This window comes from Isoptericola nanjingensis (assembly GCF_050311635.1).
In the GTDB taxonomy this organism is placed as follows: Bacteria; Actinomycetota; Actinomycetes; order Actinomycetales; family Cellulomonadaceae; genus Isoptericola; species Isoptericola nanjingensis.
Window position 1 is genome coordinate 202,099 of record NZ_JBNOZL010000005.1, and the last position, 20,751, is coordinate 222,849.

Below are 20,751 nucleotides of genomic sequence, written 5' to 3' on the forward strand. Positions count from 1 at the left end.
AGGTTCGACCGGCGCAGCACCCTCCCACCCCAGTCCGGCGGCCGTCGTCGTCCTCGCCGCGGGGCAGGGGACGCGGATGAGGTCCGCGACGCCGAAGGTGCTGCACGCCCTGGGCGGGCGGACCATGCTCGGCCACGCGATGACCGCGGCCCGCGAGCTCGACCCGCAGCAGGTGGCGGTCGTCGTCCGCCACGAGCGCGACCTCGTGGCCGCCGCCGCGGCGCAGATCGACGCCGCGGCCCTCGTCGTCGACCAGGACGAGATCCCCGGCACCGGCCGCGCCGTGCAGTGCGCGCTCGACGCGCTCGACGCCCGCGCGCACGCCGGGCGTGCCGCCCAGCTCGTGCACGACGACGCCGTCGACGACGAGCTGCACGCCGACCACGCCAACGGAGGCGACCACCCGCTGGGCGACGGGCTGGACGGCGCCGTCGTCGTCCTCGCCGGCGACATCCCCCTCCTCGACGGCGCCACGCTGGGCCAGCTGCTCGCCGCGCACCACGAGGACGGCAACGCCGTCACGATCCTCACGACCGAGGTCGCGGACGCCACCGGCTACGGCCGCATCGTGCGCGAGGCGGGCACGGGCGACGTGCTGGCGATCGTCGAGCACAAGGACGCGACGCCCGAGCAGCGCGAGATCCGCGAGATCAACAGCTCCGTCTACGTCTTCGACGCCGCGGTGCTGCGCCGCGGGCTCGGCGGCCTGGACCGCGACAACGCGCAGGGCGAGGTCTACCTCACCGACGTCGTCGCCTCCGCGCGGGCCGAGGGCGGTGCCGTGCGCGCCGTGCTCAGCGACGACCCGATGCTCGTCGAGGGCGTCAACGACCGCGTGGCGCTCGCGACCCTGGGCGCCGAGCTCAACCGCCGCGTGCTCACGGAGTGGATGCAGGCCGGCGTCACCGTCGTCGACCCGGCGACCACCTGGGTGGACGTCGACGTCGAGCTCGCCCCCGACGTCACGCTCCTGCCCGGCACGCAGCTGCACGGCGCCACCAAGGTGGAGTCCGGCGCGACGATCGGCCCGGACACCACGCTGACCGACGTCGAGGTCGGCCCCGGCGCGACCGTCGTGCGCACGCACGGCTCGCTGTCCGTCATCGGGGAGGACGCGTCTGTCGGCCCGTTCGCCTACCTGCGCCCCGGCACCGAGCTGGGCACGAAGGGCAAGATCGGCACCTTCGTCGAGACGAAGAACGCGCAGATCGGCGAGGGCTCGAAGGTGCCGCACCTGTCGTACGTCGGCGACGCGACGATCGGCGAGCACACCAACATCGGCGCCGCGTCGGTCACGGTGAACTACGACGGCCAGAAGAAGCACCGCACCGTGATCGGCTCCTACGCGAAGACGGGCGCCGACAATATGTTCGTCGCGCCGGTGACCGTGGGCGACGGCGCGTACACGGCCGCGGGCTCCGTCATCGTCAAGGACGTGCCGGCGGGCGCGCTCGGCGTCGCCCGCGCCCAGCAGCGCAACGTCGACGACTGGGTGGAGCGCCGCTGGTCGGGCTCGCCGGCCGCCGAGGCGGCCGCCCGGGCCCGCGCCGAGGGCTCGGGCGGGCAGCTCGGTGCCCAGGCGCAGCGTCAGCTCGCCGCGCACAATGCCCTCACCGGCGCCATCCCGGTGGTGCCCCCCGCCGACAGTTCCGACCCGACCGAAGGAAGCACGCAGCGATGAACAACTTCATCCCCGGCACCGGTGAGCGCACGCTCGTCCTCGCCACCGGTCGGGCGCACCCGGAGCTCGCGGAGGCCGTGGCGAAGGAGCTCGGCATCGAGCTGCTGCCCGTGTCCGCGTACGACTTCGCGAACAGCGAGACCTACGTGCGGTTCAGCGAGTCGGTGCGCGGCTCGGACATCTTCCTGCTGCAGAGCCACACCGCCCCGGTGAACCAGTGGCTCATGGAGCAGCTGCTCATGGTCGACGCGGCCAAGCGCGGCTCCGCACGCTCGATCACCGCCGTGGCGCCGTTCTACGCGTACGCGCGCCAGGACAAGAAGAGCCGCGGCCGCGAGCCCATCTCGGCCCGCCTCGTCGCCGACATGCTCAGGACGGCGGGCGCGGACCGCATCCTCAGCATCGACCTGCACACGCCGCAGATCCAGGGCTTCTTCGACGGCCCGGTCGACCACCTGTGGGCCATGCCCGTCCTGGTCGACTACGTCCGCACCCGCGTGGACGTGTCCAACGCCGCCGTCGTCTCGCCCGACGCCGGCCGCATCCGCGTCGCCGAGCAGTGGGCCGCCAAGCTGGGCGGCTGCCCGCTGGCCTTCGTCCACAAGACGCGCGACGTCACCCGCCCCAACCAGGCCGTCGCCAACCGCGTGGTCGGCGAGGTCGAGGGGCGCGACTGCGTGCTCGTCGACGACCTCATCGACACCGGCGGCACGATCGCCGAGGCCGTCAAGGTGGTCATGGACGCGGGCGCCCGCTCCGTCACCGTGGCCGCCACGCACGGCGTGCTGTCCGACCCCGCCGCGCAGCGCCTGCAGGAGTGCGGCGCCGCCGAGGTCGTCGTCACCGACACGCTGCCGATCACGGCCGACAAGCGGTTCGAGAAGCTCACCGTGCTGTCCGTCGCCCCGCTCGTGGCCCGCGCCATCCGTGAGGTCTTCGACGACGGCTCGGTGACGAGCCTGTTCGACGGCAACGCCTGAGCGACGCCGGAGGCCCGGGACGCGCGCCGTCCCGGGCCGCGGCGTCCCCGAGGGAGGCACGGTGACATGACGGTGGACGTGACCGTGGTGGTCCCCACCTACAACGAGGGACCGAACGTCGCCGAGCTGGTCCGTCGTCTCGCCGCCGTGCTCGGCCCCGACGGCGAAGGGCGCCGCGTCGCGCCCGGCGGCGTCGAGATCCTGTTCGTCGACGACTCGAAGGACGACACCCCCGCCGTCATCGAGCGGGTCGCCGCCACCGCCGCGCTGCCCGTGCGCATGATCCACCGCGAGGTGCCCGACGGCGGGCTCTCGGGCGCCGTCGTCGCCGGCCTGCGCGCCGCGACCGGCGAGCGCGTCGTCGTGATGGACGGCGACCTGCAGCACCCGCCCGAGATGGTGCCCGTGCTGCTCACCACCGCGCGCGAGACCGGCGCCGACGTCGTCGTCGCCTCCCGGTACACCGGCCGCGGCGACGCCGGCGGCCTCGACGGGCGGTACCGCCGCTGGGTCTCCAAGGCGTCCGGGCTGCTGGCCCGGTCCATGTTCCCCGTCAAGCTGCGCGACGTCTCCGACCCGATGACCGGGTTCTTCGTCGTCCGCCCCGGTGCCGTCGACCTGACCGGGCTGCGCCCGCGCGGCTTCAAGATCCTGCTCGAGATCCTCGCCCGGCAGCGGCTCGTCGTGGTCGAGGAGCCGTTCGTCTTCGGGGAGCGGTTCGCGGGCCGGTCCAAGGCCACTGTCGCCAACGGGCTGCGGTACGTGCAGCAGCTCACCCTCCTGCGGTTCGGGCGGCTGTCCCCGTTCGCGCTGATCGGTGCGCTCGGCGCGGTGCTCAACCTCGCGATCCTCGCAGGGCTCCAGGGGCTCGGGGTGCACTACCTGCCCGCCGTCGTCTGGGCCAACGCCGTGACGATCGTCATCAACTTCCTGCTGCAGGAGCGGTTCGTCTTCGCCGACCTGCGCGACGGCGCGCACGGCTTCTGGGGCCGTTTCGTGCGGTCCTTCGCCTTCAACGGGACGGAGGCCGCGGTCCGCACGCTGCTGCTGTGGTGGATCGTCGAGCGCGCCGTGCCGCACCCCGAGCTGGTGCAGGCGGTGCTCATCCTCGTCGCGTTCGTCGTGCGGTTCGTCTTCCAGGCGCAGGTGGTCTACCGCCCCCGCAGCGCGTCGCGGGCCCGGGCTCGCACGGGCGAGCACGCCCAACCCTGAGCCCGGGCCTGACACGCCCTGCCCCGAGGGGGCTATACTCGTCCGGTTGCCTCGGCGAGGGACGTCTGACGGGCGCCGGTCACCCAGGTCGTACAGGTCACGCACCTGCGACCCGGCCGCCACCCTCAGCGCAGGATCCGTCGGATTTCCGTGATCGACTGGGCGGCTGTCGGTGCACCGCGTTCTGCGGGTGCTCCCACGGCGCGCTCTCGATCGCGTCCGTCACGTGTCCCACGCCGACGCAACCGCAGTTCGCGGGGACCACACCCTCGTGGACAGCCGACGGCTCCCTCTGGCCGTCGGCACGCACAGACATCCCAGGAGTGATCCACGTGTCCGACATCAAGCTCGCCGCCGAGGCCCGCACCGAGTTCGGCAAGGGCGCCGCCCGCCGCATCCGTCGCGAGAACAAGATCCCCGCCGTCCTGTACGGGCACGGCGCGGACCCGCTGCACATCACCCTCCCGGGCCACCAGACGATGCTGGCGATGCGTCACAGCAACGCCCTGTTCTCGATCGAGCTGGACGGCAAGACCGAGCTCGCCGTCGCCAAGGACGTGCAGCGCACGCCGGTGAACAGCACCATCGAGCACATCGACTTCCTGATCGTGCGCCGCGGCGAGAAGATCGCCGTCGACGTCACCGTGAACGTCGTGGGCGAGTCGGCCCCGGGCACCATCCACTTCGTCGAGGCCCAGACCCTGTCGGTCGAGGCCGAGGCCACCCACCTGCCCGAGTCGGTCGAGGTCTCCATCGAGGGCCTCGAGGCCGGCCAGCACGTCACCGCCGGCGAGGTCGAGCTGCCGAAGGGCGCCACGCTGCTCACCGACCCCGAGGCCGCCGTCGTCCAGATCGCCGAGCCGCGCGCCGAGGCCGCCGCCGAGGACGAGGAGGCCGAGGAGGGCGAGGCCGCCGAGGAGACCACCGAGGCCGCCGAGTCCACCGAGGGCTGACACCACCTCACGCCCAGGGCGCCCGGTACCGTTCGGTTCCGGGCGCCCTTCGCGCGTCCGCGCCCTGTGACGTGCGCACCCGCCGCCGAACCCTGGAGAGAGAACGCCGATGACCGAGACCCCCTGGCTGGTGGTCGGGCTGGGCAACCCCGGCCCGAAGTACGCGGGCAACCGGCACAACGTCGGGCAGATGGTGCTCGACCTGCTCGCCGAGCGCACCGGCGCGCGCTTCTCGCGGCACGCCCGCACCCAGGCGGCCGTCGCCGAGACGCGGCTCGGCGTCCTGCCCGGCGGGCGCCCCGGCCCCCGCGTGGTGCTGGCCAAGCCCACCACGTACATGAACACGTCCGGCGGGCCCGTCGCCGGGCTCGTGAAGTACTACGGCGTCGACCCGGCCCAGGTCGTCGTCGTGCACGACGAGGTCGACATCCCGTTCGACACCATCAAGCTCAAGTCCGGCGGCGGCGAGGGCGGGCACAACGGCCTGCGCGACATCACCAAGGCCCTCGGCACCAAGGACTACGTCCGCGTCCGCGTCGGCGTCGGCCGCCCCCCGGGGCGCATGGACACTGCCGACCACGTGCTCAAGGACTTCTCCGCCACCGAGCGCAAGGACCTGCCGATCCTCGTCGACGACGCCGCCGACGCCGTGGAGATGGTCCTCGCCGAGGGGCTCCTCGCCGCGCAGGGGAAGTTCCACACGAGGGTCTGACGCCGTGCGGATCCCGGCCTGACCGGGCTCTTCACCCGGGTGGAAAGGCCGCCACGGGGTCCTTTCCATGCCCCGGTCTCCTTACGCTCGACGGGCGGTCTCGACCGTCCGCACGAGGAGGAACCATGGGCCCGACGGTGGCACTGGCGCACGACTACCTGACGCAGCGCGGGGGCGCCGAGCGGGTGGCGCTGACGATGGCCCGGGCCTTCCCGTCGGCGCCGCTCTACACGACGCTGTACCACCCCGACGGGACGTTCCCCGAGTTCGCGGACGTGGACGTGCGCCCGTCGCGCCTGGACCGTGTCGGCGCGCTGCGGCGCCACCACCGCCTGGCGCTGCCGCTGCTCCGCGGTGCGGTCGAGAGCGAGCCCGTCGAGGCCGACGTGCTGCTCGCCAGCTCCAGCGGGTGGGCGCACCGCTATCGCGGCGCGCGGCGCACCGTCGTTTACTGCTACGCGCCCGCCCGCTGGCTCTACCAGCGCGACCGGTACCTCTCCGGGGCCTCGGGCCGGGCCTGGAAGGAGCGGTGGCGCACCGGCCTCGCCGGCGCCGCGCTCGACCTGCTCGGCCCCGGGCTGCGCGAGTCCGACGCGGCGGCCGCCGCCCGCGCCGACGTCTACCTGGCCGTCTCGACCGTCGCCCGGCGCGCCGTGCGCGAGGCCTACGGCATCGACGCCGAGGTCGTGGCGCCCCCGCCGGCGATGGAGCCGGAGGGCCCCGCGACCCCGATTCCGGGGATCGCCCCCGGCTACCTGCTCTGCGTGGCCCGGCTGCTGCCGTACAAGAACGTCGACGTCGTCGTCGCGGCCGCGCGGCGGCTCCGCCTGCCCCTCGTCGTCGTCGGGGACGGCCCCGACCGCGAGCGGCTCGAGCGTCTCGCGGACGAGCGGGTGCGGTTCGTCGGGAAGGTCGACGACGCCCAGCTGCGCTGGCTGTACGGCCACGCGTCGTTGCTGGTGGCCACGTCGTACGAGGACTACGGGCTCACGCCGCTGGAGGCGGCCGCGTTCGGCGTCCCGGCGGTGACGCTCGGCACGGGCGGGTACCTGGACACCGTGGTCGACGGCGTGACCGGGCTGTACGTGGACAGCCCGGACGCGGCGCCGGTCGCCGAGGGGATCGAGGCCGCGCTCGCCCGGTCCTGGGACCAGGAGGCCATCGGCGTGCACGTGAAGGGGTTCTCCAAGGACGCGTTCGTCGCCCGGCTGCAGGCCGTGGTGGCGCAGGAGGCCGTGGCGGCCGGGGTGCCGGGGACACAGGGGGAGGTAGGGGGCCGATGACCGTCCGGGAGTTCCTGCGGGTGATGTGGGAGGGCAAGTACCTCCTGATCGGGTCGGTCGTGCTCGCGCTGGCCGCCGCGTGGGTGTACGCCGACCGCAAGCCCGAGGTGTTCGAGGCGACCGCGACGGTCCAGATCAACGCCGTCGAGCTGGGCGACAGCACGTCGCCGGCGGCCACCACCACGAGCGTCGACACCGACCCTGGGCTCGTCGAGGCGCCCGGTGTGCTCCAGGTGGTCGCCGAGGGTGTGGCCGCGGGAACGGACCCGAAGGCGCTCGCCGCCCAGGTCTCGGGAGCGTTCGACGCCTCCACGCAGGTCATGGCGGTCACCACCACGGCGGGCGCCCCGGGCGACGCGGTCGGGCTGGCGAACGCGGTGGCGTCCGCCTACGTCGACAGCATGCCCGGGGTCATCGACGACCAGATCGCCGAGATCGACGCCCGCCGCGACGCGCTGCGCGGCCAGCTCGACGCGGTCGACAAGCAGGTGAAGGACAAGCCCAAGGACCCCCTGGCGGGCGCGGAGCGCTCCACCATCATCGACCAGTACCAGACCCTGTCGGCCAGCAGGAGCACGCTCGAGTCGATCGTGACGCCCGCCCAGATCCTCACTCCCGCCACCGGCTCGTCCGCCGTGGTGGTGGGGCTGCCGCGGGCCAGCATCGTCCTCCTCGGCGCGCTCGCCGGGCTCGCGATCGGGGTCGGCCTCGCCCTCGCCCGACGGGCCCTCGACTCCCGGCTGCGTGGCCGTGCCGACGCCGCGGCCGCGGCCGGCGTACCGGTCCTCGCAGAGCTCTACGGGGTGACCCGGGCCGCCAAGTCGTACCGCCGCACCCCGGTGCTGCCGATCTCGAGCCGGGTCGCCTCCCCGTTCACCGAGTCGATCCGGGAGCTGCGCACCGCCCTGCACGTGGCGATGCAGGACCGCGAGCACGCCGTGGTCGTCGTGACGGCCACCGACCCGCACGCGCCGCGGCCGTTCATCGCCGCCAACCTCGCGGCGTCGTGGGCCATGAGCGGCCGAGCCACCGTCGCGGTGTCGGGCGACCTGCGTCGTCCGGACCTGGAGGACCTGCTGCCTCGCCCGAACGGTCCGGGCACCGATCCGGACGGGCTGCGTCCCACCCAGGTGCCCAACCTCCGCTTCCTCGCCCTCCACGACCCGACGATGGACCCCGCGGACTACCTCGCGACGGACCGGGTCCGTGCGACCGTGGAGGCGGCACGGGACGCCGGCGAGGTGCTCGTCATCGACGCCCCACCCGTGCTGGCGGCGGCGGACGCCACGATCCTCGGCGCCTACGCGGACTGCGTCGTCCTCGTCGCCACCGCCGGCCGGACCGCGCGGAGCGTCCTCGCCGAGGCGGCCGAGCGGCTGCGCATCAACGGCGTACCGCTCACCGGTGTCGCGCTGGCCGGGGTGAAGGGCGACAGCCGGATGGTCTACGCGTCGACCTACGGCGAGCCCGTCGAGTCGGACCCGTCCGACGCTCCGTCCGCTGCGGTGCCCGACCCGGCCGACGAGACGGCGGACCGCACCCCGAGCGGTCCGCAGGGCACGCCGGACCCCGGTGCGCCCACCAGCGCGGGCGACGACGCGGCCCCGGCCCCGGCGCGCGACGAGGCGAGCCCGGCGGGGGCCGTCACGCCGCCGACGCCGGTCCGTCCCCCGGCGTTCCCGCCCACGGGGGTCCGGGTCGCGACCGTGGCCGCCCCGCCGGCCGCGGAGCAGGAGCCGCCGACGCCGGCGCAGGTCGCGCCCACGATCGGTCGGCTGCTGCGGACCGCGCGCTCGTCGTGACCGTGCCCTCGGGCGGGGCCGAGCGGCCGCTCCGGGTCGTGGCCGTCGACCACACGGCGGCGCTGGGCGGCGGGGAGCTGGCGCTGCTCCGGCTGGCCGCGGAGCTCGACCCGAGCCGTGTCGAGCTCCGCGCGATCGTGCTGGACGAGGGCCCGCTCGTGGAGCGGCTGCGGGCAGCCGGAGTACGGACGGTGGTGGTCCGCGCCGGGGCGCGGTCGCGAGGCATGGACCGGCACGCGCTCGGCGGATCCTGGCGCGCGGTGCTCGCGCTGGGCGAGACCCTCCGGCTCGGGGTCCGGGTGGCCGGCGTGCTCCGGCGGGCGGACGCCGACGTCGTGCACACCAACTCGCTGCGCGCCGACGTCGTGGGGCTCCTCGCGGCCCGGTGGTGCCGGGTTCCGGCGGTGTGGCACGTCCACGACCGGATCGCCGACGACTACCTCCCGACGCTGGCGGTCCGGCTCCTGCGCGCGCTGGCCCGCCGGGGCCCGCGCGCGGTCGTCGCGAACTCGGAGGCGACGGCCCGGACGCTCCCCGGGGTGCACGACCTCACCGTCGTCCACCCGGGCTACGCGCCCGACCAGGCGGTGCCGGCCTATGACGCGCGGGTGCCGCCGGAGCGCCCGGTGGTGGGCCTGGTCGGCCGCCTCAGCCCGACGAAGGGCCAGCTGGAGCTCGTGCGCGCCGCGCGGACCGTGCTCGACGACCACCCCGACGTGCGGTTCCGCCTGGTCGGAGGGGCGCTGTTCGGCGCGGAGGCCTACGCGGACGCCGTCGACGCGGAGATCGACCGGCTCGGGCTGCGCGGCGCGGTGGACGTGGTCGGGTTCAGCGACGACCCCGCCGGCGAGCTGGACCGGCTGTCGGTGTGCGTGCACGCCTCGCCGGTGCCGGAGCCGTTCGGTCAGGTGGTCGTGGAGGCGATGGTGCGCGGCGTCCCCGTGGTCGCGACGGACGCCGGGGGCGTGCCGGAGATCGTCCGGCCGGCGGGGGAGGAGCTGGGCGTGCTCGTGCCGCCCGGAGACCCGGATGCTCTCGCCGCGGGGCTCCTGGCGGTGCTGGACGACCCGGGGGCGGCCGACCGGCGCGCCCGGGCGGCCTACGACGACGCGACCCGGCGGTTCCCCGCCCGCGGGACCGCGGACGCGGTCACCGGGGTGTGGGAGCGGGTCGCCGGACGGCGTCGACGACGTCGGACATGAGGGCGACCTGGTGCGCCCAGGTGGGGATGGGCTCGAGGTCCGTGCCGGGTCGCCCCGCCGGCCCGCGCGTCGGCTCCGCGAGCGCGTCCCGGACGGCAGCGGCGAAGCCGTCCGGCGGGGTGACGGCGACCCGCGGGTCGGAGGTGTCCCGGAAGCCGGCGACGGGCGTCGAGACGACGGGGCGCCCCACGGCCCGGTACTCGTAGAGCTTGAGCGGGTCGAGGCTGTCCGTGAAGTCGTCGACGACGTGCGGGACGACGAGCGCGTCGGCGTGCTGGAGGTACGCCGGCACCGCGTCGAACGGTCGGGCACCGAGCACGACCACGCCCGCCCGGCGCAGCCGGTCGACGTCGGGCCGCTCCAGTGCGACCGGGCCCACCAGCACCAGGGAGCCCACGCCGGCCAGGGCGCGGGCGGTGGCCTCGCACAGCCCGACATCGAGCCGGTCGGAGTGCAGAGTACCGACGTAGACGGCCGTCGCACCGTGCGGGAGGTCCGCCGGCCGGGCCGCGGGGCGCCGGTACCGCTCGACGTCCACGCCGTTGGTGACCAGCACGACCGACCGGGCGTCGGCCTTGCGGGACGCCAGGGTGGGGGAGCAGACGGTGACGGCCGCAGCGTGCTCCACCAGGTACCGGTCCGACTCGGCGACGCGACGGGACTCGGCCGGGCCACGCGTGGCCGCCGTCCAGTCGTCGGTGACGTCGTACAGCGTGGGCCAGCCGCTGACGCGGGCGAGCGTGGCGCCGTACGGGTCGTTGACCCACAGCACCGGCCGCGCGAGCCCGAGGCGCCGGGCAGCCCGCAGGACGACGGCCGCGCGACGCTCGTCGCCGTGCGGCGCGACCCGCCGTGGCAGCAGCTTGGTCGGCTCGAGCAGCCACAGGCGGCGCGGGCCGACGCCCTCGACGTCCGGGGCGGGCCGCAGCCCTCGACCGGGCCGCGGCCAGGCGCCACGGGTCACGGCGTGCACAGGGTCGCTGACCGGCTCGACGAAGAGCACCCGGGCCGACGGGCGTTCGCGCAGGAGACCGGCGACGAGGTACTGGTTGCGCCGCCAGACGTCGTCCCACGGCTCGAGCGACATCACGACGAGGTCGGGGCCGGTGACGGTCTCGCGGTCCGGCGTCACGACAGCACCTGCCGGTACACGCGCTCGGTGGCGGCCGCCTGGCGTGCGACGGAGAACTCGGCCTGCTGCCGCGTCTGCAGGGCGGCGCCGTAGCGGTCGCGCCGACGGGGGTCGTCCGCGAGGGCGCGCAGCCGCCGCCCCGCGTCGTCGACGTCCCCGGTGGCGTACAGGCCGGGGCCGCCGGCGGGGCCGAGAGACTCGACGTGCCCGCCGGAGCCGTCGGCCACGACCGGGACGCCGCTCGCCATGGCCTCGAGCACGCTCAGCCCGAAGCCGTCGCCGGGGGTCGGGGCGAGGAAGAGCCCCGCGTCGGCCAGGAGCGCGGGCACGTCGTCGCGGTGGCCGAGGAGATCGACGGCCCCGTCAAGCCCGAGCTCGCTCACGAGCTCCTTGGTCACCACCTCGAGCGAGCCCGAGCCGGCGACCCGCAAGCGCCAGCCGCGGTCGGCGAGCCCCGACGCCGCGAACGCCCGGACACCGGAGTCGACCCGTTTCTCCGGCTCGATCCGGGACGCGATCAGCACCACGGGCGACCGGAGCGCGGCGCCGCGCGAGTGCGGCCGCTCCTCGAGGCCTGCGACCACCACCCGGCTCGGGCCGTCGATGCGGTCCTGCACGAAGGCGCTGATCGCGATCTGGGCGGCGACGGTGCGACGGATCACCGGCGCGGCGACGCGGCCGGCGGCGCTGCGCCCCCGGACCAGGGCGAAGTGCCGCGTCACGACCAGCGGCACGCGGTGCAGGAGCACCCGGGGGACGAGGCACGCCGCGATCTCGCCCGCCGTCATGTGGGCGTGGACGACGTCCGGCTGCGGCCCACGCACGAGCGAGCGGCGCGCCCGCGCGACCGTCGAACCCGGCCTGAGCTCGACGTCGTCGCCGACGACGGCGCGCATCGGCTCCTCCGCACCGCCCACCACCGCGACGTCATGGCCTGCCCGCGCCTGCTCTCGGGCGAGGCGCGCGACGTGGGCCTCGACCCCGGCGTACGCGTCCGTCACGACGACGTGGGTGATCCTCATGAGCGGCCACCGGGGAGCAGGAGCTCCTCGCCCTGCGCCGGGACCGGTGGCTCCACCGGGGTCAGGGCGGCTCGCGCCGCGCGCCGACGGACGCGCGCCGGCCGGTCGTCGAGGAGGGGCGCGCCAGGCGCCTTCGCGAACCCTTCGGCGCCGAGGCAGACCCCCACGAGCAGGAAGGGCAGGGACACGATGATCGCGACCCAGAACTGGTCGAACTGGCTCGCCACGAGGCGCGACGCGAGCAGGGCGACGGCGAGCGTCCCGAACCGGCGGTCCATCCGCCACGCGACCACCAGCGTGCCCAGCATGAGGACCGCGAACCCGGCGAGGCCGACGATCCCGACCGAGGACAGTACCTCCGCGACGGCGTTGGGCGGTTGGAACCCGAGCTCGGGCCCCACGGTCCACCAGCGCAGCCCGGCGCCGAACCACAGGTGCTCCCGCCAGACGTCGAACCCGCCCTCGATGCCCACGGCGCGGAACGCCGTGGAGTTGAACGGGTCGTCGCCGGAGAGGTCGTCCTGCACGCGGCTCGCGACGAAGATGGCGGCGGGGGCCATGGTGAGCAGCATGAGGATCGGGGTCTGTCGGCGTCCGCGGCCGGCACGCAGCGCGAGGACGATGAGGCCGACGCCCAGGCCGACGATCGCCTGGCGTGACTGGACGGCCATGAGCGCGAGCACCAGCAGGTAGAAGGCCGGGACCCGGAACCAGGCCGGCCACCGCAGCCACGACTGGCGCACGAAGACGAGCAGGGCGACCGAGGCGAAGATCGGACCCGCGAGGTTCTTGTGCAGCTCGAACGGCCAGCTCGGGTAGACCGGCGACACGTCGCCCTGCGCGAGCTGCACGGCCGCGGTCGCACAGGCGTCGAGCGCGATCGCGAGCACGAACACGGTCAGGAGCGTCAGTCCGAGCGTCGCGTGCCCGGACCGGCCCACCGCCCAGCCCACGACCAGCGCCCCACCCACCAGCAGCCACGCGTGGAACCACTCGATCGAGTTCTGGGCGAAGGGGGTGGCGACGACGGCGAAGAGCGTCGCGAGCTGGTACACCGCCGACAGCCAGAGCATGGACCGCAGCGCAGGCGTGAACGGGCGCGGCGAGAAGAGGACGGCGACCCAGAACGTCGCGAACAGGGTCACGTCGCCCAGCGACATGTTCAGGGCGTCCCCGCCCACCCGCTCGGCCACGACGAACGTGGGCATCGCGATCACGGGGACCAGCGAGGGGTCGTAGAGCATCACGCAGGCCAGCACCGCGACGGACGTCACGGCCACCCCGAGGGTGAGGTCGTGGGCGAGCACGTAGGTCGCCGCGAGGACGACGACGCCGAGGACCGCCGCCCACGTCGCGACGCGCGTCGTCGACCGCAGGCTCGACGCGATGCCCGTCTGCGTGCCCGTCCGCGGCCCCCCGCCCGTCCGAAGGCGCAGGTGGTGGGCGCCGGGCCCGCCGGCGCTCACGACGGCACCGCTTCGCGGTCCTCCAGCGACGCGGGCCCGCCGAGGTACGCGCGCAGACGCCGCTGGGCGTGCTCCCGGCGAGGCCCGCGGAGCGCGGCGGACCGCAGCACCGCGCCCGCGACGAGACCGGCACGGGCGGCGGTCCAGCCGGCCGCACCGTAGTGCTTGCGCAGGTAGCGCTCCTGCGACGCGTGGAAGTGCAGCTCGCGGACCCGGACGTCACCACCCGTGCCCGCGCCCTCGTGCACGACCTCGGTGGTGGGCACGAGGGCGTGCCGCCAGCCCTGCCGGTCGGCCCGGTACGCCCAGTCGGTCTCCTCGGCGTAGAGGAAGAACCGCTCGTCGAGCCCGCCGACGCCGCGCAGCGCGGCCGCGCGGATCAGCAGCGCGGAGCCGATGACGAAGGTGCGCTCGCGCGGCAGCCGGAGCCGGCCGAGACCGGCGGCCTCCAGCCATGCCCGCGCCGGAGAGGGGAACGGCCAGACGACGCGTCCCGGCCGCCCCGCACCGTCGACCTGCGCGGGGCCGACGCTCGCCAGCCCGGGGTCCCCGTGCAGGGCCTCGTGGAGCGTGGCGACGGTCTCGGGCCCGACGACGGCGTCGGGGTTGAGGAGGAACACGTCCGCTCCGGGGTCCTGCCGGTGCGCGAGCGCCACGTTGACGGCCGCCGCGAACCCGAGGTTGCGCCCGGGGTCGTGGTAGGCGGCGCCGAAGACCTGGGCGAGCGCGCGGTGCTGCGGGTCGGACGAGTTGTCGACCACGGTGATCGGGAAGGCTCCCGCCAGAGGCTCGAGCGCGGAGCGCAGCAGGTCGGGGTGGCCGTAGGCGACGACCACCACCTCGACACGGGGGGACGGCCGACGTGCTGCGCCGTCGTGCGCGGCGGAACCGTGGTCGCGTGCCGGCGCGCCGAGGGCCGCCTCGTAGACCGCGCGGTACCGACGGGCGACCTCGGGCCACGAGCACTCGCGTGCACGGTCGAGCCCGGCCAGGCGCAGCGTGCGCGCGGTCCGCGGGTGGGTCGCCTGCCGGATGCCGTCCAGCAGGGCCTCGGGTTCGTCCGGTGCCACGAGGACACCGGCGCCGGCGACGAGGTCCGGCACGGAGCCGACACGGGTCGCCACGACCGGGGTGCCGCACGCCATCGCCTCGACCACCACGCGGCCGAACTGCTCGGCCAGGCCCGGGGCGTGCCTCGACGGCACGACCAGGACGTCCAGCCCGCGGTAGAAGGCGGGGAGGTCGTCGGTGTCGAGCGGGCCGAGGAAGTCGACGCGGTCGCCCAACCGGGCGGCGACCCGCCGCAGCCGCGCCTCCTCCGGACCGGCGCCCGCCACCACGAGGTCCAGCGCCTCGTCCCGGGCGACAGCCGCGAGGAGCACGTCCACCCCCTTCTGGGCGGTGAGGCGCCCGGCGTACCCGACGCGCACCCGTCCCGGAGTGCGCGGCCCGGCCGGCTGCGTCCCCAGCTCTGCGTCGTCGGCGGGAGAGAACACGGTCGTGTCGAGCCCGAGCGGGATCCGCTCGACCAGTCCCCGGGCGCCCTTGTAGCGCACGATGCGCGCGGCGTCGTGGTTGCAGGTGACGACGGCGGCGGCGCCGCGCAGCGCGGCCGCCTCGAGCGCCCGGAACGGCCACGGGTACCGCTTGAGGAGGTTCTGCGCGGAGTAGAGGAGGTAGGGCGCGGGGCGGGAGCGGCGCCCGCGCGCCGCGTCCACGAGCCGTCGCGCGGCGCGGACGCCCAGGATCTCCGCGGTCGCGAGCGCCACGGGCTCCTCGTGGATGTCGAGGACGTCCCACCGCTCGCCGAGCACCCGCCACAGGGCCCGCGGGTCGTAGAGGAACAGGGCGGGGTGCCGGCCGAACGTGCGCGCGGTCTCGAGCTCCTCGTCCGGCGAGGGCGCGGGGCGCACGTCGCGGCCGCCCTCGTCCCAGACGGCGGCCGTGACGACGCGGACGTGGTCGCCGCGCCGGCGCAGCTCGGCCTCGCGGCCGCGCCAGGCGTCGACCACCGCGCTGTGGGAGATGCGCAGGACCTTCATGGCTCCCGATCCTCGCCGCCGGGGTGCGGGCGCGGAACGTCCCGGGGGCGGAATCACCCGGGTGACGAGGCTTTTCACCCCGGGCAACCCTCACGGTGGGAGGAGGTCGCTGGTTAGCGTCGAGGCGGCGGTGAAGCCACCGGCTCGCGGGACTCCCTGCCCGCGGGACCGGCCGGACGACGACGGGGGACGGACCATGCGAGTGCTCGTCGATGGTGACCGCGGATACGTGGGTGCGGTGCTGGTGCCGTTCCTGCAGGCGGCGGGCCACGAGGTGGTCGGCCTCGACGCCGGCTGGTACGACGGCTGCGACTTCGGCCCTCCGGTGACGGGGTACGAGCAGCGCACCGGCGACGTCCGGGACGCGCGGCCCGAGGACCTCGCCGGCTTCGACGCGGTGGTGCACCTGGCGGCCATCTCCAACGACCCGCTCGGGCACCTCAACCCGCATGCCACGTTCTCCGTCAACACGGACGGCGCCGTGCGGATGGCGCGGGCGGCCAAGGCGGCCGGGGTGGCGCGGTTCCTGTTCTCGTCGTCGTGCTCCCTGTACGGGGCGGCGGGCGACGAGCCCGTCGACGAGGGCGCCGAGTTCCACCCCGTCACCCCGTACGGGGAGTCGAAGATCCAGGCCGAGCGCGGCCTCTCCGCGCTCGCCGACGACGACTTCTCGCCCACGTTCCTGCGCAATGCGACCGCGTACGGCTCGTCACCGCGGCTGCGGGCCGACATCGTGGTCAACAACCTCACCGGCACCGCGTACACGCGCGGCGAGGTGCGGCTGCAGTCGGACGGCTCGCCGTGGCGGCCCCTCGTGCACGTCGAGGACATCGCGCGGGCGTTCCTCGCCGGGCTCGAGGCCCCCCGCGAGGTGGTGCACGACCGGGCGTTCAACGTGGGCCGCGACGAGGACGTCGTCCAGATCCGCACCGTCGCCGAGCAGGTCAGCGAGGTCACCGGCGCCCCCGTGACCTTTGCCGCGGGGGCGGGGGCCGACACCCGCAACTACCGGGTCGACTTCACGCGCATCCGCACCGAGCTCCCGGCCGCCGCGCCCCGCTGGACGGTGCGCGACGGGATCCGGCAGATCTGGCAGGACGTCCACCGGTTCGGCCTCACCGCCGACGACTTCGAGGGCCCGCGCTTCGTGCGCCTGCACCGGGTGAGCGAGCTCGCCGCCAGCGGCGCTCTCGACCTGGAGAACCTGCGCACCACGGCGGTGCCGGCATGACCGCCGTGTCGGCGGCGCGGCACGCCGCCGGAGCGCCCGAGGGGTCCGCGGTGCCCGCGCCGTCGTGCCGGCTGTGCGGCGCACCCCTGACCCGTACCTTCGTGGACCTCGGGATGTCGCCGCCGTGCGAGACCTACCCCACCGCCGAGCAGGTCGACGGCCCGGAGGTCTTCTACCCGCTGCACGTGCGGGTGTGCGAGCAGTGCCTGCTGGTGCAGCTGCCCGCCTACGTGCCGGCGGAGGACATCTTTGACGACTACGCCTACTTCTCGTCCTACTCCGCGTCGTGGGTGGAGCACGCGCGGCGGTACGTCGACGACGCGGTGGACAGGCTCGGGCTCGCCCCCGAGCGGTCGTTCGTCGTTGAGGTCGCGAGCAACGACGGCTACCTGCTGCAGCACGTCGTCGACCGGGGGATCCGCTGCCTCGGCATCGAGCCGTCGGGCAACGTGGCCGCGGCCGCGGTCGAGCGGGGCGTGCCCACGGTGGTGGAGTTCCTGGGCGAGGAGACGGGGCGGCGCGTGCGCGCCGAGCACGGCCCTGCCGACCTCGTCGTGGCCAACAACGTCTTCGCGCACGTGCCGGACATCGTCGACTTCTCGCGCGGGCTGCGGCAGCTCGTCGCCGACGACGGGCGGGTGTCGATCGAGATCCCGCACCTGCTGCGCCTCGTCGAGGGCAACGAGTACGACACGATCTATCACGAGCACTACAGCTACCTGTCGCTGCTCACGACGCAGCGGGTGCTGGCCGCCGCCGGGCTCACCGTGGTGGACGTGGACGAGCTGCCCAGCCACGGCGGCTCGCTGCGCACGTGGTCCGTGCCGACGCCCGACGGCGCACCAGCCGGCGGTGGGCCCGCGCCGTCCGCCGCCGTGGCGCGCGTGCTCGCCGCAGAGGCCGCCGCCGGCCTGCACACCGTGGAAGGTCACGCCGGCTTCGCCGAGCAGGTCGCCGCCGTGCGCGACGACGTGCTGCGCTTCCTGCTCACCGCCCGCCGCGAGGGCAGGCGCGTGGTGGCGTACGGGGCCCCCGGCAAGGGGAACACGCTGCTCAACCACTGCGGCGTACGCCCCGACCTGATCGAGTTCGCCGTCGACCGCAACCCGTACAAGCACGGCCGGTTCACGCCGGGCATGCACCTCCCCATCCACGCGCCCGAGGCGCTCGACGTGGCCCGGCCCGACTACGTCGTCGTCATGCCGTGGAACCTGCGGCGGGAGATCTCGGCCCAGCTCGCGCACGTCGCCGACTGGGGAGGCCGGCTGGTGACGTTCCTGCCGCGCCTCGAGGTCTTCGAGCCGGGCACGTGAGCGCCGTCGTGCCGGGCTGGCGCTGCCGGTGGTGCCAGTCGGACCGCGCCACCGTGGTGCTCGACCTGGGCTCCCAGCCTGCCGCCGACCTGTTCCCCGAGCCGGAGGCACCCGCTCCTGACCCCGTGCACCCGTTGCGCATGGTGATGTGCGACCGGTGCCGACTGGCCCAGCTCGAGGAGGACCCGACAGGTCCCGAGAAGCCGCTCGGAGTGGAGCCTGCCGCACTCGTCGCGCAGGCGCGGGCGGGAGTGGCCGACCTCGTCGGGGGCGGGCTGCTGGGCCCCGGCACGTGGGTGGGGGAGATGCGCTCCCCGCACGGGGGCTCCTGGCTTGCGCGGGTGCAGGAGATCGTGCCGGACGCCGTGCTGCTCGACGGCCCCGGCACGGTGCCCGGGCTCGCCGCGGACCTCGTCGTCGACTCGCTCGGGATCATGCACGAGGCGGACCAGCGCGCGGCCTGGGACCTGCGGCTCGACTCCCTCGCCCCCGACGGCGTCCTCGCGCTGCACGTGCACCCGCTGTCCGTGATCCTGCGCGACGGCACCTGGAACGCGCTGCGGCACGGGCACTTCGCGTACTACTCGCTCACGGTGCTCGTGGAGATGGCGCGCAGCACCGGGCTCGTCCCGGTCGGGCTGTGGCGCTATCCGCTGTACGGCGGGACGCGGCTGCTCGCGCTGGCGCGGGAGGGCTCGCAGCCCGCCGGTCGGCACGCCCGCGCCGCGGGCGACCTCGTCGCCACCGAGCTGGCGGCCGAGGCCGCGGCGGGGATCACGGAGCCGGCGGCCGTGGCGGCGCTCCAACGGCAGGTGGCCGCGTCGGCCGCTGCCCTCCGCGACTGGCTCGACGCGAGCGAGGGGAAGGTGGTCGCCTACGGCGCCGCGTCGCGCGCGGTCGCGTTGTTCGCGCTCGCCGGCGTCACCGCGGACGACGTCCTCGCCGTGGTGGACGCGTCGCCCGCGAAGCGGGGCAGGTCCATGCCGGGCGGCCCCGGGCCGCGGGTGCCCGTGCTCGGGCCCGACATCCTTGCCGAGATCCGCCCCGACAAGGTGCTGCTGCTCGTGCCCGACCTCCTCGACGAGGTGCGGTTCGCGCACCCCGAGGTGGAGGCGCTCGGGGGTCGCTGGGTGATCGCCGAGCCCGAGCCCGTCGAGGTCGAGCCGCTCAGCCGGGACCGCGGCGGTCAGCGATGAGCGGGACGCCCGGCGCCTGAGCCGCCGGGCGACCGTGACGGTCGGTGAAGTGCCACGTGCCGCCGTCGCGACGCATGGTGATGCCGAGCGCGTCGACGCGGTCGTGATGGTGCCAGCACAGCAGGGCGGAGTTGTCGACGGACGTGCTGCCGCCGTCCGCCCAGTGGGCCACGGCGTGGTGGACCTCGCAGCGTGCAGGTGGCTCGTCGCAGCCGGGCCAGGTGCACCGCCGGTCCCGGGCGACGACGGCGCGTCGCAGCTGGCCGGTGACGGTGCGCCGGGCACGCCCGACGTCGAGCACCTGCGACTCCGGGCCGAGGACCACCCGTGTCACCTCGCTGTCGCACACGATGCGGCGGAGGAGGGACGCGGGCAGCGGGCCGCGGCCGTCCACGAACTCGGCGGGGTCGACTCCCAGCGACTCGGCCCATCCCGCGACGGGAGGGCCGAGCTCGGTGGCGCGACCGTGACCGGCAGCGAGCAGGCGACGGAGCTCGGTCAGGGAGATGGTGACGGTCAGGTGCGGGCGCACGGCGGAGCCCGACCCCACGGTCCCGGAGTCGAGGGCGACGCGTGCGAGGTCGGCGAGCGCCTGGGCGCGTCGCTGCGCGGGCGTGCGGGTCTCCCCGGCGGCGGGCCGGCCGGCGACGGCGTCGAGGGCGGCGCGCAGCGCCTGGCCGTGCTCCTCGGTGAGGAACCCGGCGAGGTGGTAGCCGTCCCACGTGGGCGACAGGTCGACGAACTCTTTCTCGCGGGCGTGCGCGTAGCCCTGCTCGTCCGACTCCGGGTCCGTCACGTACGCGAACCGCTTGACGAGCCGGCGGAACTGCGCGGGCGTGTACCAGGAGCCGGTGGCGAGCAGGTGCTCCTCGCCGGTCGGCGCGGCGAGGCCGGCGTCCGGCGCTTCCGGGTTCTCGTCGTCCGTCGTCCCGCTGTCCGTCGTGCGGTTCATCTCGCTCGCGGTCGGCGCGGGAGCGAGGAGCGCGTCTCGGCGGGCCTCGGAGGTCGGGGCGACGTCGACGATGGCGCGCAGGTGGTCGGCGCCGAGCCGGCCGGCGAGCGCGGCGGCACCGGTCGCCGGGAGGACGTCGCGCAGGGCGTGGGCCGTGCGGACGTCGCGGCGCGCGGTGGGCAGCCCGACGTTCTCGGCACGGGCGAGCCAGTGCGCGAAGGTGCGCGACCCGTCGAGCGACCACCGGCCGTCCGCCTCCAGCGCGGGCAGCACCCGCCACCGCGCGGCGTCCACCCGGGAGCCGACTCTCCGGAGCCGGGCCGACGCCTGCTCGAGGACGTCCCGGCCGACGTCGTGCAGGCCGATCTCCTCGACGGCCCCCGCGAGCGCGGCGACCCCGCCCTCGAGGGCGGCCAGGGCGTCGAGCAGCCGTGACACCGTGCCGGTCGCCGGGTCCGGGCCGGTGGGCGGCACGGGTGCAGGGGCAGTGGTGGCGGGCATCGTCCCTCCTCGGTCGGCGCGCCATGACACGAAGGACGCTATCGAACGCATGTTCGATCGATCAGGGAGTC

At 75.3% G+C, this 20,751-nt stretch carries 16 protein-coding genes; 11 read left to right on the top strand and 5 right to left on the bottom strand.

The window, feature by feature from the left end; all coding sequences use genetic code 11:
• Positions 1-76: 76 nt before the first annotated feature.
• From glmU to ACQP6G_RS11570, 8 genes are all read left to right on the top strand, one after another.
• Positions 77-1,681, top strand: coding sequence for a bifunctional UDP-N-acetylglucosamine diphosphorylase/glucosamine-1-phosphate N-acetyltransferase GlmU (glmU, locus tag ACQP6G_RS11535; RefSeq protein ID WP_429764460.1), 1,605 nt, complete (start codon positions 77-79; stop codon positions 1,679-1,681).
• Positions 1,678-2,661 carry a ribose-phosphate diphosphokinase gene (locus tag ACQP6G_RS11540; protein ID WP_429764461.1) on the top strand — a complete coding sequence of 328 codons (984 nt, stop codon included), beginning with the start codon at positions 1,678-1,680 and terminating at the stop codon, positions 2,659-2,661. Before glmU ends, ACQP6G_RS11540 begins: the two co-directional genes overlap by 4 nt.
• Before the next feature lie 72 nt (positions 2,662-2,733).
• Positions 2,734-3,873, top strand: a complete 1,140-nt coding sequence (locus ACQP6G_RS11545; RefSeq protein WP_429764648.1) for a glycosyltransferase — start codon at positions 2,734-2,736, stop codon at positions 3,871-3,873.
• 332 nt (positions 3,874-4,205) lie between these two features.
• Complete coding sequence (locus ACQP6G_RS11550) at positions 4,206-4,826, top strand: 50S ribosomal protein L25/general stress protein Ctc (protein WP_429764462.1); 621 nt, start codon at positions 4,206-4,208, stop codon at positions 4,824-4,826.
• Between the two features lie 109 nt (positions 4,827-4,935).
• Positions 4,936-5,538 (top strand): aminoacyl-tRNA hydrolase, encoded by a 603-nt coding sequence (gene pth / locus ACQP6G_RS11555; protein WP_429764463.1) that lies wholly within the window; start codon positions 4,936-4,938, stop codon positions 5,536-5,538.
• Positions 5,539-5,663: 125 nt separating this feature from the next.
• Positions 5,664-6,821 (top strand): glycosyltransferase, encoded by a 1,158-nt coding sequence (locus ACQP6G_RS11560; protein ID WP_429764464.1) that lies wholly within the window; start codon positions 5,664-5,666, stop codon positions 6,819-6,821.
• Positions 6,818-8,623 carry a polysaccharide biosynthesis tyrosine autokinase gene (locus tag ACQP6G_RS11565; protein WP_429764465.1) on the top strand — a complete coding sequence of 602 codons (1,806 nt, stop codon included), beginning with the start codon at positions 6,818-6,820 and terminating at the stop codon, positions 8,621-8,623. The genes ACQP6G_RS11560 and ACQP6G_RS11565 overlap by 4 nt, the downstream gene beginning before the upstream one ends.
• Positions 8,620-9,825: a glycosyltransferase gene (locus ACQP6G_RS11570; protein WP_429764466.1), complete on the top strand. Its 1,206-nt coding sequence runs from the start codon at positions 8,620-8,622 to the stop codon at positions 9,823-9,825. The genes ACQP6G_RS11565 and ACQP6G_RS11570 overlap by 4 nt, the downstream gene beginning before the upstream one ends.
• Here the strand turns inward: ACQP6G_RS11570 and ACQP6G_RS11575 are convergent.
• From ACQP6G_RS11575 to ACQP6G_RS11590, 4 genes are read right to left on the bottom strand one after another with little or no spacing between them, the layout of a single operon-like run.
• The gene (locus tag ACQP6G_RS11575) at positions 9,773-10,957 is read right to left on the bottom strand and encodes a glycosyltransferase (RefSeq protein ID WP_429764467.1); all 1,185 of its coding nucleotides are present in this window, start codon (positions 10,955-10,957) and stop codon (positions 9,773-9,775) included. The two genes, ACQP6G_RS11570 and ACQP6G_RS11575, sit on opposite strands and share 53 nt — an antisense overlap.
• Positions 10,954-11,979 (bottom strand): glycosyltransferase family 4 protein, encoded by a 1,026-nt coding sequence (locus ACQP6G_RS11580; protein WP_429764468.1) that lies wholly within the window; start codon positions 11,977-11,979, stop codon positions 10,954-10,956. The genes ACQP6G_RS11575 and ACQP6G_RS11580 overlap by 4 nt, the downstream gene beginning before the upstream one ends.
• Positions 11,976-13,445: an O-antigen ligase family protein gene (locus ACQP6G_RS11585; RefSeq protein ID WP_429764469.1), complete on the bottom strand. Its 1,470-nt coding sequence runs from the start codon at positions 13,443-13,445 to the stop codon at positions 11,976-11,978. Before ACQP6G_RS11585 ends, ACQP6G_RS11580 begins: the two co-directional genes overlap by 4 nt.
• A complete protein-coding gene (locus tag ACQP6G_RS11590) occupies positions 13,442-15,487 on the bottom strand; it encodes a glycosyltransferase (RefSeq protein ID WP_429764470.1) in 2,046 nt (681 codons plus the stop codon). Before ACQP6G_RS11590 ends, ACQP6G_RS11585 begins: the two co-directional genes overlap by 4 nt.
• 196 nt (positions 15,488-15,683) lie before the next feature.
• Here ACQP6G_RS11590 and ACQP6G_RS11595 point away from each other — a divergent pair, with 196 nt between their 5' ends.
• From ACQP6G_RS11595 to ACQP6G_RS11605, 3 genes are read left to right on the top strand one after another with little or no spacing between them, the layout of a single operon-like run.
• A complete protein-coding gene (locus ACQP6G_RS11595; RefSeq protein ID WP_429764471.1) occupies positions 15,684-16,718 on the top strand; it encodes an NAD-dependent epimerase/dehydratase family protein in 1,035 nt (344 codons plus the stop codon).
• Positions 16,715-18,031: a methyltransferase domain-containing protein gene (locus ACQP6G_RS11600; protein WP_429764472.1), complete on the top strand. Its 1,317-nt coding sequence runs from the start codon at positions 16,715-16,717 to the stop codon at positions 18,029-18,031. The genes ACQP6G_RS11595 and ACQP6G_RS11600 overlap by 4 nt, the downstream gene beginning before the upstream one ends.
• A complete protein-coding gene (locus ACQP6G_RS11605; RefSeq protein WP_429764473.1) occupies positions 18,028-19,227 on the top strand; it encodes a class I SAM-dependent methyltransferase in 1,200 nt (399 codons plus the stop codon). The genes ACQP6G_RS11600 and ACQP6G_RS11605 overlap by 4 nt, the downstream gene beginning before the upstream one ends.
• On the opposite strand, the gene ACQP6G_RS11610 is transcribed toward ACQP6G_RS11605, so the two are convergent.
• Positions 19,199-20,680, bottom strand: a complete 1,482-nt coding sequence (locus ACQP6G_RS11610) for an HNH endonuclease signature motif containing protein (protein ID WP_429764474.1) — start codon at positions 20,678-20,680, stop codon at positions 19,199-19,201. The genes ACQP6G_RS11605 and ACQP6G_RS11610 overlap by 29 nt on opposite strands.
• Positions 20,681-20,751 lie beyond the last annotated feature (71 nt).

Excerpts from the sequence above, each read along its gene's own strand:
- ACQP6G_RS11565 (WP_429764465.1), top strand. The coding sequence starts at position 6,818 with ATGACCGTCCGGGAGTTCCTGCGGGTGATGTGGGAGGGCAAGTACCTC.
- glmU (WP_429764460.1), top strand. The coding sequence starts at position 77 with ATGAGGTCCGCGACGCCGAAGGTGCTGCACGCCCTGGGCGGGCGGACC.
- ACQP6G_RS11595 (WP_429764471.1), top strand. The coding sequence starts at position 15,684 with ATGCGAGTGCTCGTCGATGGTGACCGCGGATACGTGGGTGCGGTGCTG.
- ACQP6G_RS11590 (WP_429764470.1), bottom strand. The coding sequence starts at position 15,487 with ATGAAGGTCCTGCGCATCTCCCACAGCGCGGTGGTCGACGCCTGGCGC.
- ACQP6G_RS11540 (WP_429764461.1), top strand. The coding sequence starts at position 1,678 with ATGAACAACTTCATCCCCGGCACCGGTGAGCGCACGCTCGTCCTCGCC.
- ACQP6G_RS11610 (WP_429764474.1), bottom strand. The coding sequence starts at position 20,680 with ATGCCCGCCACCACTGCCCCTGCACCCGTGCCGCCCACCGGCCCGGAC.
- ACQP6G_RS11580 (WP_429764468.1), bottom strand. The coding sequence starts at position 11,979 with ATGAGGATCACCCACGTCGTCGTGACGGACGCGTACGCCGGGGTCGAG.
- pth (WP_429764463.1), top strand. The coding sequence starts at position 4,936 with ATGACCGAGACCCCCTGGCTGGTGGTCGGGCTGGGCAACCCCGGCCCG.
- ACQP6G_RS11600 (WP_429764472.1), top strand. The coding sequence starts at position 16,715 with ATGACCGCCGTGTCGGCGGCGCGGCACGCCGCCGGAGCGCCCGAGGGG.
- ACQP6G_RS11560 (WP_429764464.1), top strand. The coding sequence starts at position 5,664 with ATGGGCCCGACGGTGGCACTGGCGCACGACTACCTGACGCAGCGCGGG.